The sequence below is a fragment of the Streptomyces sp. NPDC005374 genome, from assembly GCF_042872225.1.
Lineage (GTDB): Bacteria > Actinomycetota > Actinomycetes > Streptomycetales > Streptomycetaceae > Streptomyces.
Map to the genome: position 1 here is coordinate 132,466 of NZ_JBIAKA010000024.1, position 16,573 is coordinate 149,038.

The following is a 16,573-nucleotide window of genomic DNA, read 5'->3' on the forward strand; positions in this document are numbered from 1 at the left end:
CCGGCGACGCACCCGCAGGCACGCCGCCAGGCGCCAAGGCAGCTCAGCTCAGCCGAAGACGCTGGTAGTGGCAGCGCGACTGGCGCATTGCCACCATCAGCCCGGCCACCAGCGCCGTGGTGGCGGGCGCCGCCCACCAGCCGCGGATCAGGATCACGGGCAGGACGAAGACGGCCAGGAAGACGCTCGCCTGCACCGTGACAGCCCAGGCACTGGCGCTACGGGTTTCAGGTCGGGGAAGACGCGGAATGCTAGCGTCGTCGCGAGTTGCCGCCCAATGGGCCGCAACGGAAAACGGGTCAAGCACAGGGCACTCATCTGCCTTTCTTGGTCTTGTGGATGAGGGGACCCCGGAGTCGGTAGCGAGCCTGCCCGGGGTCACCTCGCGTCAACGGACGGTAGTGCCTCCGTCACACCCGGCGCTATATAAACGGTTCATCGCGCAAAGTTCGAATGTCACAGCGGTGACAAATTGCCAGGCGGTACCGACGCGAACACCTGAACGCTTCCATTCCTGACCGACACTGAACGAAGTCGACCGGAACAGGAAAAGTCCGCGCCCCTCCTGCATAAATACGGGGCAGTAGCCAGGATTTACCGGAACCGGCCACTCCGAACGCGCCCCGCGCACACCCTGCCGCCGAGCAGTAGTCGACCGGGCTGCACCGTCAGCATCAGAAGCTCCAAGAGTTCGCGCAAATTTGCAAGCGATGGGTTCCCGTCAGCGTGACGAAACGGCCTCGCAGCCCGTTTCCCAGACCATGGACGACTACGCAGCAATCGACGACATCGACTTCGCGCCCCTCCCGGACACCGTCGAGCGGCTGCCCGTACTGAGCCTGGACGAAGCGCACGAACTGCTTGACCTGCTCCGAGAAGTAGCCCGGGAAGACGGCCCCCTGGCCGGACGAGCTGACCGGATGGGCCGCGAGATCTCCGCCCGTGTCCCCTCGCAGGAATAGCCCCATCGTCCTTGCACTGGCTGGCAACCAGATCAGCTGCGCGGCCCATAGGTGAGATGGACGGCCGGGCAACCTTCCCGCACTCGGCGAGACTGATCCGGTTATCCACCTACTCCCGCGCGCTCACGGCTCCTCGTGCTGGAAGGCCGGGTATGGTGATGAGTGGCAAGCCCCGGTGGACCGCTGATCTTCAAGATCATGTCGCCGGGGCTAAGACGTTTCCAGCCCGGTGCGCATCGCCTGACATGCCCAGTCTCCGTCCGGGGCCTGCACGTGGTCGGCGCAGGAGCGGTCCGGTGGGCGAGGGCCGGCGGTCCCACGATTGACGACGCCGTTCAGGATCCCGGGTCTCTCGCTGGCTCTCCGTCGGCGGCCGCTGCTTCCGTCACGGCCGTCGGCGGCGCGGACAGTCGATGGGCCTGCACCTTCTGATGCGGCCCACCGACTTCTTCCTACCGCGTCACTGGCGCTGATGCCTCCAGAAGATCCAGCAAAGGGCGGCGGATACTCCGGTGCTGCGGGTGTGTCATGGTGGGTTGGCGGCGGCGCGGACCCGGGCCGAGAGGTGGTGGGCGAGGACATCGTGCAGTTGCAGGCGCAGGTCCTCATTTGCGCAGGTGTTGGCAAGTGCGCTGGCCACGGCGTGGGGGGTGTGGCATCCCGCATCGTGGGCTGCGGCCCAAACGGCTTCTTCGCAGGCAGTGTTGGTGGACTTGGCCAGGGAGCGAGTGAGGGCGGCGGCTGCTACAGCTCTGATGCGGTAGTACGGGTCGCTGGCGAGCGACAGGATTATGCCTTGCAGCAGCAGATCATCGCAGCGGCGGTAGGCGAGCGCGCTCAGCCGCGCAGCTGACAGCCGCTGCGGCGCTCCACCGCCCAGCCACTGGCGGACGCGGACAAGGGCGGCGCGGGTGTCAAGCACACCGAGGCTCAGCCCGAGAGAAAAAGCTGCTTCCTGCAGTCTCTCAGAGGGTGCGATCGCGGCGACGCCGGTGAGCTGGTCTGGTTGGACTGCCGCGGACTGTCGTAGCTGCTCGACCACCGTTGGCGGCAGTTCGTCGGCGCGGCGCGCCAGAAGGTCCATGGCGCCCAGCTTGTGCTCGTTGGCCACTCTCGGGTGGGTGACGAGCTCCAGCACGAGGGGCCAGTCGGCGTGTCCGGGAAATGTAAGACCGCACCAGACCAGCCAGCGGCCGTGATCGATGCCGCCGAGGCCCCAGGCGTTGTTCTGAGCCTCCGCGACCTGTATGCGGCACTGGTCGGCGAAGAAGGCCGTCAGCCGGGCGCCAGCTGCATCTGTCAGATGTACCTGGGGAAGTACATCGAGGGCGTCGAGGTCGCCGTTTTGTGCACGGTGGGTGAGAACATCCTGGGCCGCGTGGTCGCCGGAGCTTGCCAGCTGGCCGAGCATCGCGGCGGACAGCCCCGGATGCGATTGACCCAGAGCGGCGCTTCGCCACTCGGAGGCAGTAGATGCCACGGCCGAAGGATGCAAGTGGTGGGTGAGTCGCTCAAGGTCTTCTACGACGCTGTCGCCCTGTTCGAGAGCGCGCAGGAGGTAGGAGACCGTTTCCGTGTGGAGGGCGTCCCCGGCGGCCGAGAGGATGCGCCCCAGGGCCAGGTGCGTGTAGTGGTCGCTGACGAACGTGGGGTGCACCTGCTGCTCGAAGGCAGGCAGGTCGTCCAGAATGCGCAGACATTCGGTGGCCGCGGCATCGGCCTGCTCGGCCGGCAGCAGGTCACCGGCCAGTTCCCACAGCAGCAGCTTCGTTCCTGCAGTGGTGTGCCGCCAGGGGGCTTCCAGGCTTCGCCCTAAGGGCGGGGACAGACAGACGGCCGGCCCGGAGGCCCACAAGCGTCGTACGGCGCCGGTGAGTTCTTTGGTATGCCCGTAGCGGCGCAGCATGTCGACCCCACCCGCCAAGGCGGTGACGGCGGCATCGGGAACGACAGCAGGTGGCACACTCCGCCAGCGCGCCTCGTGATGCATCAGCGCGTGGCAGGCGCGCTGGGCCATGGGACGGGCAGCGGCACGTCGGGCGCCGCTGAAACAGGCCTGCAGCCACACTCCTTGGAGTCTTTCCTCTGCCCAGTCCACCAGCTTTGTGCCGGGTTCTTCGCATACACCCCAGGAGAGGAAGACCTGCCTGTCGTGGTCTGTCAGCGCCCAGGCGACAGACTGGGAGCGCCACCACGATGAGGCTGTGTCCCCGATGGTGAGGGTCTCTTTGAGGTCCCGGATGTCCCAGCGGGAGGATTCAAACAGAAAGGCGGCTGCTGCCGCCGCGATCGCCCGGGCGGTGATGTCGTCGCTGTCCAGGATCACCGTCCGCTGGCACTCGGCTGCCAGCGTTCTCGCCCGGGCCACTTCGCCGCGCTCCCCGGCCAGCAGCGCCCGGTGCACCAAGACCCAGGCGTGGTCGACGGGCGGCAGGTCATCTCCCGCAACCTCGAGTACCGCCTCGGCCTCCTGCCAGCGCTCGGCATCGGCTAGAAACACGGCGCATGCCACCGCTGCAGCAGCACGCCGGTAAGGGTGCTTGTGATGCCGCGTAGTCTGGTCCGCAGCCAATTCCAGCAGCGGCGTGACATCTTCGTCCTCAAGTGCGCGCAGGCAGGCATGCAGGAACCGCCAGCGCCAGCCAGTCTGTTGCCCAAGCGTGGCCAAGGCCGGATTCGCATCAAGGTAGAACTGAAATTCGTCGGCCCGGCCCTGGGACACCAGGGCGATCGCCTCTTCCGGTTCCAGTACCCGGTCGCGGCCGGTGTTGGGATGGGGAGCGATCAGCCGCGGGGCAATCAGCGCATGGCGTACTGCCCGGCCCGGGGCTACCGCTTTGGCACCGGCGCTCCAGGCACTGCCCTCCAGCGACCATGCGGTCTTGGCTGAGGCCGCGACATCGAGCAGCCCAGGCAGCTGCGCGCGTTCGACACGCTGGCTCGAGGGCACGAGCACCTTGAATCCCTCACCACTGGGCTCGATGCTGTCCTTGGTGACCTGCGCCCAGTACGACAGTCTCTGCTCGAGGTCGTGCAGGACCAGCAGATGCGGCAGGCCGTGCTGGACCCAGTCCTCAAAGCGGCGGGCATCCGATTCGGCGTACCACCAACCGATCACGTTGCCCGCTGCATCGTGCTGCGGACTTTCAAAGTAGCTGGGGCCGGCTTTGACCTGTGCCGTCATCAGGACCGTGCGGTCGAAACGCCGTTCGTCCCGTACCTGAAGGAAGAGATCGATGCCCAGGTCGTGCTGGCTGTTCTCCACAGGTCCCCAGCCGAGGTCCTCGAAGTCCGCCATCACACGGTGTGCTCCGGCCGAACCGGAGCCCTCCTGCGGGCTGCTGCGCATTCCCACGCCTAGTCCTTTCTGTCCGACCGTCTGCCGGCGAGGCCAAGGAAAACATGCCCCCTGGCCGATTCACGGAGCTGTGCCCAACGTGGCACGGTCCCAGGGGCATTGGTGAAACGGTCGTGGTCCATCGACGAGTGCGTCATCAGGGCGTCGGTGGCTCAGGCGGGGAGAGGCTGGCCGAGGTCTTCTCCGATCTGATCGAGGAGGTGATCGAGGATGTGGTGTGCCTGGGTGAGGCGTTTCGTGGCGTTGTCGAGAGCGTCGAGGGCGTCGTCGAGAAGCACGGAGTGAAGGTCGGCGGCGGGGCTTTCCAGTGTCTGTGCGACGGTGGTCCAGGCTTCGTTGACACAATCGTGGATGCTGTTGAAGGCTGCGGTGTTCTGCGTCCTCGTGAGCGTCCTGTCTTGTGCTTTGGCGATGAGCCGCGAGATGGCCAGCTGAGCGTGGCTCAGTTTGGATCGTGCGGTTTCCAGGGAAGACGGGCCGTCGTCCGTCATGCTCACAAGGTCGTGGAACTGGTTGCTGGTGTGCTGCAGGAGGTTGAGAGCTTCTTGTAGTTGCTGGTTGTCGTCGGCGCGGGTGCGTTCGCGGGGACGCTCGGTGACGTGTCGGCTCGAAGGCGGCACGGCATCCCCATCCGGGCCGCCTGTCGGTTGGGATGGAGTGGGGCAGGCAGGGAGAGAAGCGAGTTGCTGAAGACCGTCCGTGAGATCGAGGGCGTCGTCGAGGCACTGGGACAGTTCTTCGTCGGCGGCTGCAAGGAGCTGATCCAGACGTGTATCTGCGGCTGTGGGACGGCCCTCTCCCGAGACGGTGTCAATCTCAAAGACCGTTGTCTCCCGGGGCATGGTGTGCTCATTCATCGCGGCCCCCTGTCTGCTCAACGAGAGTTTGCTGCAGTCGAAGCCGGGCGCGGCTCCGGTTCTTCCTCACGGCGGCCTCCTGCATATCAAGAGCTTGGGCGATCTCCCGGTCGGTGAAGCCGTCCTGGGCCCACGCCATGACGTGTCGCTGCAGCGGCGGCAGCTGGGCCAGCGCTTTTAGGACCCGCTGGTTTCCCTCTTTAAGGGTCACGTGGGCGATGGGACAGGTACCGCCCGGTCGATCGGGCAACGGGTCGTACGGGGTGTCCCGTTGGCCTGTCTGACGCAGATAGCAGCGGTGAGCGACCTTGCGCAGCCATGCTCGCGGTTCCCGGATGCTGTCCCATTTCTCGATGGCTACTGTGAACGCCTCATGAGCGGCGTCGGCAGCCTCATAGGGGGTCGCGCCTACACGGACCAAGAATCGTGTCAGCTGCGGCATCTCGACGCGGTAGAGGTCCTCGAGGCTGCTGGCCGTTAACGCGGGTGACGCCCCGTCGGTGTGTGAAGGCGCTTGTACCGTCTTCTTCGCCACGGGCGAGGCCGACTCAGCCACGGTGGGCTCCCGCTGGCTGCGTTCCCGTCACAACCTCGACGCAGCCGTGCCGTTCCAGCAGACGGCTGCCAGGCGGCAGGTGCCGCACCCGCTCGCTGAGGCCTTGCTGCTGCATCTCGGTTCTGCGTAGTTCGATACGGCTGGTCACCCATACGTGCAGCAACCGAAACAGCCAGCCACACAACGTCAGCAGCCCTCCCCCGAGCACCGGATCCATCACAGTCCGCCTTCCTCGGCGGTGACCTGTTCACCTGCCGACACTATGGAGTGCACGCACCCCCGCCTTTTGTGACCTCGCCGTCCGTGACGTACCTCGCGGACTCGTCAGCCGAACACTCTCAGGGCCTTGCCCGCCGTGAAAGAGAACTCCGCCATGGATCGACAGGCCGGGACCACTGGCACGCTACTTCGCGGGCAAAGTGGTGCTATATGGCGTGGCACTCTTCGAGATACAGGACGGCTCGGTGGCCGGTCGCTCGAGATCGTGCTGTCTGCCTTACTGCCGTACGGCGTCGAGGTAGCAGACAGTGGGGGAGAGCGAGTGCCCTCGTAACACACGCGGCGCGCTGCCGGGGCGATGGCGCGGTGTCGACCAAGTCCGGCATCCCCGGAGACAACCCTCCGCACCCTCTGCCGCGCCTGCCCGTGACGCAGGGCAATGGGCTGTTTCAGTCCTGGACGGACTCCACGACGCCTTCGTCTCATTGGCCTGCGGCCTCGCCTGCTGGAGGCGACGGAAGAAGCGCCGGTCGTGATCGTGTCATGAGCCTTCAGCTACAACTCACACCACTCACCCAGGGGGCCGGCCGCCCGCGTCTGGGTGAAGTCGTGCACCAGGTCCCACGCCCGATCGGTGTCCCGGACAAAGTCGCCGCTGAACGCGGCGAGGCCGTCCATGATCGGGATTTCGACCTCGGCGTCCGAGGGCACGGTGCCGTCTCCTGCGAGCAGAGACATCCGCTCGGCGTCACTCATCAGATGGCGACCGCGTGATCACCTCGGAAGGCCAGGATCAGCATCGGGAACTCCCTGTTCGGCGACCGAACCTGCACGTACCCCTGGCCGCAGGACCGCAGGTCGTTGAAGCGGTCTGACAGGTCCTTCACCTCTGAACGTCTCTCAACTGGATGGAACAGCCCGGATTCCGGCGACGTCGCCGCCCACGTCACGCTCATCCAGCCACTCTTCCTCACATAGACCGTCGCTCGCGATCCAGGGCAAGGGCCGACGGTGCGGAGGGCATCTGCCGTAGCAGACGTCATACCGCTGGCTCGGGCAGCTGGCCCGGCTCGGTCTCGACGCCCTGGACGTCGCTGCAGCCAACGTCTTCCAGGACCTGCTTGCGTCTGACGGCACTCGGCTTGTCGTAGGCGACGGCGGAGGAGCGCGGGACGTCATCCAGGTCGGTCCAGGTGAGCGCGAAGTTCTGCATCGTGATCGTCTTGCAGTCATCATCGCCACCAGCACTGACAATGCGCTACTCACAGCATCTGCGTCACAGCTGAGGAGCCAGGCAAACACGACATCTCGTTGAAAGGGAAGCTGTCGGATCGCGCGCTCGTCTCCTGACTCACCGAACGCGCTCAAGGACCGATGTGGATGTACGGCGCCCAGACGACGGGTGAGTGCCTGGTGGCGGCGTCGCGCAGCCGCTGGACGGCGCGGTGCAGCAGTACCCCGGTCTGTGAGGTCTCCGCACCGGCTGCCAGCGCCGTGTAGACGTCCTGGCTGACCTGCGGGGCCACAGCGTCGTAGATCGGCCAGAGTGTGCCGAGGACATGACGGAAACCCGCCGTCCGCAGGGAGGCGGCAAGGTGGATCGCCTCGTCGGGTAGTGCCGCGCCGCCCGACGCGGTGCGGCAGGCGGACAGGAAGGCCAACTCGGCGTCGGCCGACCGCAGTCGCGCCACATCGAGGACCTCCAGCGGCTCGTCGTGGAGCATGAGCGCGTTACGGGATGGCTCGGCGAGGTCTTGTCGGCCGTGACAGGCGAAGTGCACCCACGGGTGAACTCCCAGCCGGTCCAGGACTCGCTGCCGGGTGGCGTCCGGGCCGGTGAGCAGAGTGGCCCGGGTGCCGAACAGCTTCCGCAGCGTGTCGGTCTCGGGCTCGACGGCGAGGTCCGGCGCGCCCGGGGTGCGAGGCATGGACACCACGAGCAGCCGCGGGTCGCTCGGCGCACTGCCGCGCCGGGCGGTGATCAAGTCGCGCAGGGTGGGGGTGTAGGAGGAGACGACCAAGTCCAGGGCGCACTCGCCGCTGCCCGGGCGGAGCGCGGCGTGCAGCGGCAGGAAGGCCAGTAGCCCGGTCGGGCACCACCACATCCGGGGCACCGGGCCGACGGCGTCGAGCACGGGACCGGTCACCGAGGTCCACAGCCATTCCAGCAGGCCGGTCACGGTGAGATGGGCGCGGACGACGGAGGCGAGGGAGGACGGCGGCTCCTCGAACGTGGCGAAGACATCGTCGAGGTACTCGACGAGCCGTTCCGCGTCGAGGCCGGGCAGGGGCACCACGCGCACGGCGCCGTCGCGCACGACCAGGGCGTCGCTGCGCAGCACGCTGAAGTTCACCAGCACGACGGGACCTGCCACAGCCGCCTCGGCGAGCTCGGAGAAGGAGCGCGGCCGCAGGAAGCCTTGGAAACCGGGCAATTCCCGCACCTCGGCGACGAGTTGGTCCCATCGGCGGGCCAGGACCGTGCGATCCGCAGGCGGTTCCAACCCGGTGACGTCGTAGTCCGCCTGCGTGTCGAGCGCGGTGCGGATCTCGCCGAGCCGCTCGGCGAGATCCGGCCGCACGGCAGTGAGCGCCGTGAGGTCCTCCCGGGTGTCCAGGAGCTGCGCCCACATGACGGACCGTCCCTGCTCCAGCAGTTCCACGGCGAGTTCGGCGCGGCCCGCGGCCACCGCGAACGCCGCCGCCTCCGAGGCGAGTCCGGCCGGCAGCGACAGCCGCCGCTCCTGGTCGGCGCGCGGGATGCCGCGCCAGGCCAGCAGCGGCAGCAGACCCACCGCCTGCCGCGCCGCCGACAGGGCTGCCTCGACGTCGCCGTGCTCCCAGGCCAGAGCACTCGCCCGGCGCGCGGCCCGGACGCGCACGTCGGCCGCCGACACGGCGGCGCCGGCTGCGGCCCGGGACACCTCTACCGCTTCGGCACGGTCCTGCTCACGGCCGGTGAGCCGGTACCGGTCCTCCAGAGCGACGCCCAGGTTGAGGCAGTAGCCACCGCGCCGGGGATCCGACGAGGCCGAGGCCTTCACTGCGGCGCGCAGCAGGCCGACCGCCTCGTCGAGGTCAGCCCGCGTACGCGTCCTCTCCCACCGGTCGGTCAGCACTGTGCCGTACGCCGAGAGGTAGTGAGGGCGGCGGGCGTGACCGGGGGGCAGGGTGGCGAGGGCGTCGCGCAGCGCGTCGGCCGCCTCGTCCAGGTCGCCGACGCTCCCGTCGACCGCGCACCGCAGGGCCAGGGCCTTCGCGAGGTTGATTAGCACCATGCGGCGCTTGGGCGGGGTGGGGTCAGTGGCCTGCGCCTGCCTCAAGAACGCGACGGCGTCCGCCAGATCGCCGGGCACACCGGTAGACCGGTAGCGCTGTTCGAGGGCGTTGCCCAGATTGAGCAGGGCGTCCACGGCATGCGTGCTGCCCGGTGCCGCGGCGGCACGGGCCCGGTGGAACGCGTCGATCGCGCGGTCCAGGTCGGCCCCGGACCCGGTGAGGCCGGCGCGGTCGAGCAGTACGATGCCCAGGTTGTTGAGGGCGCGCGCGGTCACCGGCACGGCGGCGTCCGCCGGGCCGGGCACCTCGGCCAGCCGCACCGCCTCGTCGAGGTCCGCCGGATCGCCGTAGCGGCCGTGCCGCAACCGCAGGGCGTTGCTCAACAGGGTCGTGGAATTGTCCCTGCCCTGTGTGCCGGGCAGGGAGGAGGCGACCGACTCGCCTGAGGCGGCGATGGCCTCCTCAAGGTCGTCGGCCGCGTTCCCGGCCGTGTAGCGCTCCATCAGCGCGTCGCCGAGGATGCCCAGCATCCGCTCCCGGTCGGCGTGGCCCACCGGAGTCAGTTCGGCCGCTGTGCGCATCAACTCCACGGCTTCGTCGAGCACTTCGGGGGCATCGAAGTGCTTGTGCCACAGCAGCAGCACGGTGGCGAGGTTGCCCAGCCAGTCCGGGCGCCCCGGTTCGTCCGGCGTCATCACGTCAACCGCAGCGCGCGCATGGCGCACGCCCGCCTCCAGGTCGGCGACGTCGCCGGTCATGTCGTAGCGCAGATAGTGGCAGATGCCGAGCACGGAAAGGGTGCGGGCCTCGTCACCCGGGCCGGGCCGTGCGGCTGCCAGGGACAGCGCCTCGATGGCCTCGTCCAGGTCGGTGCGGGCCTGCGTGACCTCGTGCCGGGCGTATAGCGCCGAGCCCACGGACGTCAGGTAGGAACCCCGCTCGGGATCGTCCGCCGGCATCAGGCCCAGCGCGTGCCGGGCTGCCCGCACGGCCTCGGTGGCCGAGGCGGGATCGCCGGTCAGGATCAGCCGCTGATCCAGGAACTGGCTCAACAGCAGGTGTGGGAGGGCGCGTTTGGCGGGCACCGACTCCTGCGTGTCCAGGCCGGCCAGTTCTCGCACGGTGGCGATCGCCTCGGTGTTGTCCGGTAGCGACTGCCGCGCGGCGGCCCGCTGGTGCAGGGAGACGGTCAGCAAGTACAGCGCGCCGTACCGTTCCGGATGGTCGCCGGGCCGGGCGGCAGCGCTGAGTCGGGCATAGGCGACCTGCTCGTCCAGGTCCCGGGCCGCGGCCGGGTTCAGCTGGAGGCGTTCGCCCGCGAGGACGACGGCGAGGTCGGCGGTGGCCGCGAACTCATGGCTTTCTAGGGGAAGTTCGGCCAGGGCCGCAGTGGCAGCCTTGGCGAAGGCGATGCCGGTGGCTGGGGTGTCCTCGACGTCTACCGCATTCGCTAGCGCGCCGGTCAGGAACACATGGATCACCGCACGCAGTCTGCGGTCGGAGCCTGAGTGCTCCAGTGTCTGCTGCAGCAGGGCCGAGGCATCCGTCAACTGCGCCACGTCCCGCGCCCGGTGGCCGCGCAGCGACAGGAACCGGCCGAGCAGCGCCGTGACGAAAGCCCGCAGGGTGTCGTCCTCGCGCAGCAGGGACCGGGCGATGTCCGCCGCGGCGATGGCTCGGTCGAGGGAGCCGGGATCGTCCTCCTCGCTGTCCCAGACCTTGGTGAGCTGGAAGAACAGATGGGCGTACCAGTCGCGCCACTCGTCGTCCTCGGGTGGTTCGAGGGCGGCCGACCCCTCGGCGACGACAAAGTCCACCGTGTCGAGGACGGTGGCCAGGTCGGGCGGCAGGGCCTCGGGGTCCCGGCCGCGCAGGAGTTCCGCCGCGCGCACGGCGTCCGGGAGCGACTCGGCCGACCCGGCCTCGTAGCTGTACCAGTGGAAGTGCGTGAGGACGCCGAGGACTTCGGTGTCGTCGGGGGCGGCATCGGACACCAACTGCCACAGTTCACCGGCTGCCCGCACGGCGTCGGGTGCGCCGAGCGCAGCCTCGTCGCCGTCTTCGTACGCCCGGATCGCCCTGCCGAGCACGTCGACCGGCCCCTTGCCCATACACGCCTCCCCGCCGCGATGCGCGCACTCAATGTACAGCTCTGGACGCGCAGCGTGGTGGCCTGATACCTCAAGTGCCATGACCGACGCCCCCTTCAGCATCCTCCTCGACGCGTCGAGAGCCGCCGACCACGTCCCGGACCGGACTCCGGTGCTCGACCTCCCGCCGGGCTTCGGCGCCGTCGAAGCGGCGGACGCCCTGGAGTCCCTCTTCGTCACGGACCGCGAACTGCACGAGGTCGCCCTCGGCGTGGGCGGCGAGATCGTCGGCGTCACGACCCGGACCTACCTCGACAGCCTCGGCAGGGCGGTCCTGCGCTCCCTCGGCGACGGGGACGGCGCGACCCTGCCCGGAGAGTCGCTGCGCTACGAGATCCTGCGCTACCGCTGCTCCACCTGCGGCGCCGAGGAGCGCCGTATCCACGTCGACGAGCGGTCGGCGCCGGTCTGCCCGAACGGCCACGGCGCGCTGGAACCCACCCCGTGAAGCTCGACGCCGCCGTCCGACCCGGCCTGGACGGCGCCCGGTTCTTCCTGGTCGACTACCTGCCCACCTACACAGGGGCGATCTTCGTGCTCGTCCTGATCTGGGCCGGAGCGCCTGGCAACGCCCCGGACTTCAGCGACGCCTGGCGCACCATCGCCGACCTCGGAACGGGCGAGGTCCTGGCCATCGTGCTCGCCGTCACCCTGGGCACCGTCCTCGGCCATCCGCTGCAACTGGCGCTAATGCGCGTGTTGGAGGGCGACTGGCCTCGCTCCGTGGTACGGGTCACACGCCACGCCGAACGGTGGCGCCGAGCGCGGCTGGCCTCACGGACGCGGTTGCCGCAGGGCGACACGGAGCCCACCGAGGCGCAGATCCAGGAGAGCGGCCGCGCCGGCACGCGCCTGCGCCGGTCCTTCCCGCCCGAGGGTTTGGTCCGCCCGACTGCCCTCGGCAACGTCCTGGCCGCGATGGAGTGGGAGGCCGGCGAGCCGTACGGACTGGACGCAGTGGTCGCCTGGCCCCGGCTGTATCCGGCCCTCGGCAGCAACACCCGCCTCATCGTCGACGACCGGCGCAACACGCTCGACGGGGCCGCCCGCCTGGCCGCGACGATGACCGTCACCGCCATCGTCGCCGCCAGCCTGCTGTTGCCCCACGGAGGCTGGTGGACCTTCCTCGCCCTGGTGCCGCTCGCCATCGCCCGGCTCGCCTACGTAGGAGCCGTACGGGCGGCCCTCGCCTACGGCGAATGCGTGCGCACGGCCTTCGACCTGCACCGTTTCGACATGCTCAGGGCGCTGCACCAGCCCCTGCCACAGGATCCCGAGGCCGAACGCGCCCTGAACCGGGCTCTGTCGCGGTCCTGGCGTCAGGGCACCGGGCTGACGACGCCCTACGATCACCCCGTCACAGGGTCCGAGGAGGCTTCGTAACGGTTTCATCAACGTCGGAGTCGCCCTGAGAGCGAGCGCACGCTCATCGGCCACCGTTATCACCGTTGTTGAGGAACGGCAGCAACACGCGTATTACCTTGCCCAGGTCGCGTACGCCACGCACGTCGATCTTCAGCCGGGTCGCTGCGGAGAACCTGACGCCGATCACCTGACCCGTCAGGACGGGTTTATGTTCTCCGACGACCCCGGGGACTGGATCGAGTACGACAAGCGGCAATTCCGGCAGATCCTCGGCCGGCTCGCCCCGGCGATCACGGACACGTTCGATCCGCACCTGGCCCGCTATCTCGACGACGAAAGGGTTCACCTCCGAGACCGAGCTACTTGTGTCGGTAGCAGCGCTACCCCTGCGACAGCAGGGTCGCAAGGGGCCGTTCACAAGCATCCAAGCATGTGCCAAGAAGGACCACCGGGCGGAACGCGGACCTCATTCACTGCCAGCGCATGCCGAGAACCGACAGTTCCTCAATCCGCTCCGCCGCGAGCTTGCCTTTACGCGTACGGGAGTTAGCGATGAACACACCGAGCGCAAGCGCAGACCCGTCAACGGTTTCGATGTGCGATCGGGGTACGTTCAGGTGCCCCTCCCGAGTGCGGTACTGGCGGGCCGCCGCCAGGTTCGCCTCCCACTTCTGCGCTCTGCTGCGCCGAGAGGCAACCGCCGCCACAGCCAGCTCTTCCGCACGGGGTTCGATCCCCAATACCTCGCCGAGCAACCACTGCTGCACACTGCTCAGCGCATCCCACTCCAGTCGCTGCACCTGCACCCAGCGCCCGATGTCCTCACCCTGCACCAGCAACACGCCCTCTCGCTCCGGCAGTGAACCTCCGCTCTGGCGGTGCATGCGGGCGAGATGAAAGCAGCGCTGCCACGCCACCGGCCACGCCGGACACCATGCGGGATCAATCTCCTCCAGCGCCCGGCGCCGCTCCCGGCTCAACCCACCCGACCCAGAGCCTGCCTGCGGCCCCTCCGCCAGGTGGTCCTGAGCGCGCCGGGCAGCGGCACGCTGGTTCTTCAACCAGATCCCGACCGGATAGTTCTCCCAGGTGGCCTCGGTGGGGGCCAGCAGGTGGCCGTGCTCGGCGGCCCAGCCGCGGGCCGCGGCCAGGCCCTCGTCGAAGGCGACCGTGAAGTGGGACCACACCATGCCGAGCTCGTCCAATTGCGCGACCCGCTCCGGGCTGAGACTGCCCTGGCGGTTCAGGCGCCGCTGGTTGGAGATCCACACCCCCAGCGGGAACCCGTCAGGCGCCGTGTGCCCGTAGAGGACGCGCAGATGCCTATGGTCACTGTGAAACGCGAGCGCCGCCTGCAGGCCCCGCCGCCAGAACTCGCCCTCCGGCCGCAGCACCCGCGCACTAATGAACGCCGCCAACTGGGCCGGATCCCGCCGCGATGAGAACGACAAAAGTCCCTGCGCCGCAGCGCCTGCTCCGCCTCCCACGCTCGAGCCGCCAGAGGCGGCCTCCGACCGGCTGGCGGCCTGCGGGACAGCGAGCTGCTCGACCGCCTCCGCGTCGTGCGCCCGCAGCGCGGTTAGCAGCTTCGCCAGATCCTCATACGCCTTCGAGGCAAGCATCTCGTCCGGCTCCTCGCCCGGCCCAAGGAACACCGGTACCACCAAAGAGGCGATCTTGCCCTCACCCGGCTGCATCCGCAGCGCACGCCCCACCGCCTGGACCACATCGGGCACCGAACCCCGCACGTCCGCGAAGACCACCGCGTCACAACCCGGAGTATCCACCCCCTCACCCAGCACCCGCACCGAGGACAGCACACACCGCTCCCACACCGCACCGTCAACCGCGCACCCCGACGAGAACTCCTCCAACACCTCCCGCCGGTACGCCACCTTGTGCTCTCCACAAAGCCACTGCGCCCACACCGCCCCCGGCTCCGGATAGCCCCCCTCGCCGCTCTCCCACAGGGCCTTCGCCACCGCGCCCAGCCCACTCGCGAAAGCCTCCGCCTCACTCGTACGCGAGTGGAACGTCAACAACCGCCTCAACTTCTGCTCGACCGCCGTCTTCAGCACCGCCGTCTGCAACGCGCCCAGCCGTAACCCCCGCACCGCATCACTGCGCGCATCCGACCCCACTAACTGCAGCGCCTGCACCTGCGGATCAGTGATGTCCACACACACCACCTGATACCGCGCGACCAACCCCCGCTCGATCGCCTCCGACAGCGACAACCGGTACACCACCGGCCCAAACACACTCTCGTCATCCATCGACGCCACCAGCGCAGCCGACCCGCCCTCACCCCCCGACGAGGCATCCCACAACCGCGGCGTCGCCGTCATGTACAAACGCCGCCCCGCCGGCACCTTCTCCTGGTCATGCACCGCCGCCCACGGCCTACCCAACACCCCCGACGTCCGGTGTGCCTCATCCACCACGACCAAATCCCACCGGCCCAGACCACCCGCATGCGCCCGCTCCAACACCCCCAACCCCAGCGCCGCATACGTAGCGAACACCGTCACTCGCTCACGGCCGACCAGCCACGCCACCAACTGCCCGGCATCGGTCGTGCACGGCACCTCCAACGCCCCACCCTCGCGCGGCGAGCACACCCCGAACATCGACCCCGCACGCCCGGCCGCACGCCACACCCCCACCATCTGCCCCAGTAGGTCGAGCGTGGGCACCAAGATCAGCACGCGCCCTGTACGCAGCTCCAGCGCCGCGTGCACCCCCACCAGACTCTTGCCCGCCCCCGTGGCAGCAACTACCTGAGCCCGCAGTCCCCTCTCAGGCCACACGCCATCCGGCGGCTGAGCCAACGCCCGTACAACCGCATCCACGGCCTCGATCTGATGGGGACGAAGCCGATGCCGACCCGACACGATCTTCCGCCTTCCACGCCGCACCAACGGGGGCAGTAGCCCCTCACTACAGACTCTATCCCGAGTCATTTTGATTCAATCGCCCTGTCGGGCGACAGCAGCGGCACACTCGCGAGGGCCGCACTCATCACCGTCCCACCCAGACTGCACCCCTCGCTGGAACTGCCCGGCCCCCGCGTGCGGGCGGGTGCGGGATGGGACAATGCCCCGCACCCGCCCGCACTGCAATCGTCCTCAATCAGCAAAGAGACTGAAGGATCATCAGGACGGGGGAGAGGGAGGTGACTCCGGAAGCTTCTCCACCCCGAGCTTCGCCAGACGCGACCGGATCGCGCTCGGCTGCCGAGCAAACCGCTCGGCCAGCTCGTCAACACCATTCCCAGAAGCGTTGAGCCGCAGCAACAGCTGGTCATCCTCCGGCGCCCACCGCTCGTAAGCCTTCGGATACTGCTTGCGCACCTCATCCACCGAGTACACGTGTGAGGCCGGCTCCGACCTCACCGGCAGCTCCACCCCGCTCAACACGGAAGTGGGGAAACTGCACACCTCAACACCCTGCAAAGAGAAGGTGATTGAGCCACCCTCGAACGTCAGCAGATCCGCCTCAACCTCCAACACCCGCCGCATGACATCTGCATCCGAAGGATCAACCACGAACTCCGAGAAACGTAATCGGATCTTCCCCTAAGGAACAGCACCAGACATGCCAACCACCCTGCCCAACACAGCTTCTCAGCAAGCCGGGCAACCGCTCCTTGTAGCCAGCTAGGCCCGCAACGCGGGCCTAGGGCAGGGGAGCGAAGCGGACCTGCCCACGAGCCGCGGAGCGGATCGCTCCCGGGCGTTCACGCCCGGGCTTTTTTTGTGGGTCCGCGCAACGCGCGGGCCCGAGCCGCAACGCGGCTCGGTTTTCACTTGGGGGGTGCGCAGCAC

15 protein-coding genes are annotated in these 16,573 nt (G+C 68.5%); 3 read left to right on the forward strand and 12 right to left on the reverse strand.

Annotation, left to right across the window (positions count from 1 at the left end):
- Positions 1-43: 43 nt before the first annotated feature.
- Positions 44-196, reverse strand: coding sequence for a hypothetical protein (locus ACFYRX_RS42225; protein WP_389112133.1), 153 nt, complete (start codon positions 194-196; stop codon positions 44-46).
- 514 nt (positions 197-710) lie between these two features.
- On the opposite strand from ACFYRX_RS42225, the gene ACFYRX_RS42230 reads away from it, so the two are divergent.
- A complete protein-coding gene (locus ACFYRX_RS42230; protein ID WP_389112135.1) occupies positions 711-962 on the forward strand; it encodes a DUF6417 family protein in 252 nt (83 codons plus the stop codon).
- A gap of 526 nt (positions 963-1,488) precedes the next feature.
- Here the strand turns inward: ACFYRX_RS42230 and ACFYRX_RS42235 are convergent.
- The 8 genes from ACFYRX_RS42235 to ACFYRX_RS42270 all read right to left on the reverse strand — a co-directional run bounded on the left by ACFYRX_RS42235 (position 1,489) and on the right by ACFYRX_RS42270 (position 11,342).
- Positions 1,489-4,311 (reverse strand): DUF4365 domain-containing protein, encoded by a 2,823-nt coding sequence (locus tag ACFYRX_RS42235; RefSeq protein ID WP_389112137.1) that lies wholly within the window; start codon positions 4,309-4,311, stop codon positions 1,489-1,491.
- Between the two features lie 161 nt (positions 4,312-4,472).
- On the reverse strand, positions 4,473-5,177 hold the full coding sequence (locus tag ACFYRX_RS42240; protein ID WP_389112139.1) for a hypothetical protein: 705 nt from the start codon (positions 5,175-5,177) through the stop codon (positions 4,473-4,475).
- Positions 5,170-5,733: an RNA polymerase sigma factor gene (locus ACFYRX_RS42245; protein WP_389112141.1), complete on the reverse strand. Its 564-nt coding sequence runs from the start codon at positions 5,731-5,733 to the stop codon at positions 5,170-5,172. Before ACFYRX_RS42245 ends, ACFYRX_RS42240 begins: the two co-directional genes overlap by 8 nt.
- Positions 5,726-5,950 carry a hypothetical protein gene (locus ACFYRX_RS42250; RefSeq protein ID WP_389112143.1) on the reverse strand — a complete coding sequence of 75 codons (225 nt, stop codon included), beginning with the start codon at positions 5,948-5,950 and terminating at the stop codon, positions 5,726-5,728. The genes ACFYRX_RS42245 and ACFYRX_RS42250 overlap by 8 nt, the downstream gene beginning before the upstream one ends.
- Before the next feature lie 557 nt (positions 5,951-6,507).
- Positions 6,508-6,708, reverse strand: a complete 201-nt coding sequence (locus tag ACFYRX_RS42255; protein WP_389112144.1) for a hypothetical protein — start codon at positions 6,706-6,708, stop codon at positions 6,508-6,510.
- Positions 6,708-6,908 carry a hypothetical protein gene (locus ACFYRX_RS42260; protein WP_389112145.1) on the reverse strand — a complete coding sequence of 67 codons (201 nt, stop codon included), beginning with the start codon at positions 6,906-6,908 and terminating at the stop codon, positions 6,708-6,710. The genes ACFYRX_RS42255 and ACFYRX_RS42260 overlap by 1 nt, the downstream gene beginning before the upstream one ends.
- A gap of 83 nt (positions 6,909-6,991) precedes the next feature.
- Positions 6,992-7,165 carry a hypothetical protein gene (locus ACFYRX_RS42265; protein WP_389112147.1) on the reverse strand — a complete coding sequence of 58 codons (174 nt, stop codon included), beginning with the start codon at positions 7,163-7,165 and terminating at the stop codon, positions 6,992-6,994.
- 151 nt (positions 7,166-7,316) lie between these two features.
- Positions 7,317-11,342 carry a CHAT domain-containing protein gene (locus ACFYRX_RS42270; protein WP_389112148.1) on the reverse strand — a complete coding sequence of 1,342 codons (4,026 nt, stop codon included), beginning with the start codon at positions 11,340-11,342 and terminating at the stop codon, positions 7,317-7,319.
- 79 nt (positions 11,343-11,421) lie between these two features.
- Here ACFYRX_RS42270 and ACFYRX_RS42275 point away from each other — a divergent pair, with 79 nt between their 5' ends.
- Entirely contained in the window at positions 11,422-11,829 is a 408-nt protein-coding gene (locus ACFYRX_RS42275) for a hypothetical protein (protein ID WP_389112150.1), read from the forward strand.
- Positions 11,826-12,764 (forward strand): hypothetical protein, encoded by a 939-nt coding sequence (locus ACFYRX_RS42280; RefSeq protein ID WP_389112152.1) that lies wholly within the window; start codon positions 11,826-11,828, stop codon positions 12,762-12,764. Before ACFYRX_RS42275 ends, ACFYRX_RS42280 begins: the two co-directional genes overlap by 4 nt.
- 43 nt (positions 12,765-12,807) lie before the next feature.
- On the opposite strand, the gene ACFYRX_RS42285 is transcribed toward ACFYRX_RS42280, so the two are convergent.
- The 3 genes from ACFYRX_RS42285 to ACFYRX_RS42295 all read right to left on the reverse strand — a co-directional run bounded on the left by ACFYRX_RS42285 (position 12,808) and on the right by ACFYRX_RS42295 (position 16,294).
- Complete coding sequence (locus tag ACFYRX_RS42285; RefSeq protein WP_389112154.1) at positions 12,808-13,092, reverse strand: hypothetical protein; 285 nt, start codon at positions 13,090-13,092, stop codon at positions 12,808-12,810.
- A 124-nt stretch (positions 13,093-13,216) separates the two neighbouring features.
- Entirely contained in the window at positions 13,217-15,664 is a 2,448-nt protein-coding gene (locus ACFYRX_RS42290) for a Helicase associated domain protein (RefSeq protein WP_389112166.1), read from the reverse strand.
- A gap of 237 nt (positions 15,665-15,901) precedes the next feature.
- Positions 15,902-16,294, reverse strand: a complete 393-nt coding sequence (locus tag ACFYRX_RS42295; protein ID WP_389112155.1) for a hypothetical protein — start codon at positions 16,292-16,294, stop codon at positions 15,902-15,904.
- Positions 16,295-16,573 lie beyond the last annotated feature (279 nt).

Coding starts and splice junctions, on each gene's coding strand:
- ACFYRX_RS42230 (WP_389112135.1), top strand. CDS start 711: ATGGGTTCCCGTCAGCGTGACGAAACGGCCTCGCAGCCCGTTTCCCAG.
- ACFYRX_RS42235 (WP_389112137.1), bottom strand. CDS start 4,311: ATGCGCAGCAGCCCGCAGGAGGGCTCCGGTTCGGCCGGAGCACACCGT.
- ACFYRX_RS42240 (WP_389112139.1), bottom strand. CDS start 5,177: ATGAATGAGCACACCATGCCCCGGGAGACAACGGTCTTTGAGATTGAC.
- ACFYRX_RS42250 (WP_389112143.1), bottom strand. CDS start 5,950: ATGGATCCGGTGCTCGGGGGAGGGCTGCTGACGTTGTGTGGCTGGCTG.
- ACFYRX_RS42255 (WP_389112144.1), bottom strand. CDS start 6,708: ATGAGTGACGCCGAGCGGATGTCTCTGCTCGCAGGAGACGGCACCGTG.
- ACFYRX_RS42260 (WP_389112145.1), bottom strand. CDS start 6,908: ATGAGCGTGACGTGGGCGGCGACGTCGCCGGAATCCGGGCTGTTCCAT.
- ACFYRX_RS42265 (WP_389112147.1), bottom strand. CDS start 7,165: ATGCAGAACTTCGCGCTCACCTGGACCGACCTGGATGACGTCCCGCGC.
- ACFYRX_RS42270 (WP_389112148.1), bottom strand. CDS start 11,342: ATGGGCAAGGGGCCGGTCGACGTGCTCGGCAGGGCGATCCGGGCGTAC.
- ACFYRX_RS42275 (WP_389112150.1), top strand. CDS start 11,422: ATGACCGACGCCCCCTTCAGCATCCTCCTCGACGCGTCGAGAGCCGCC.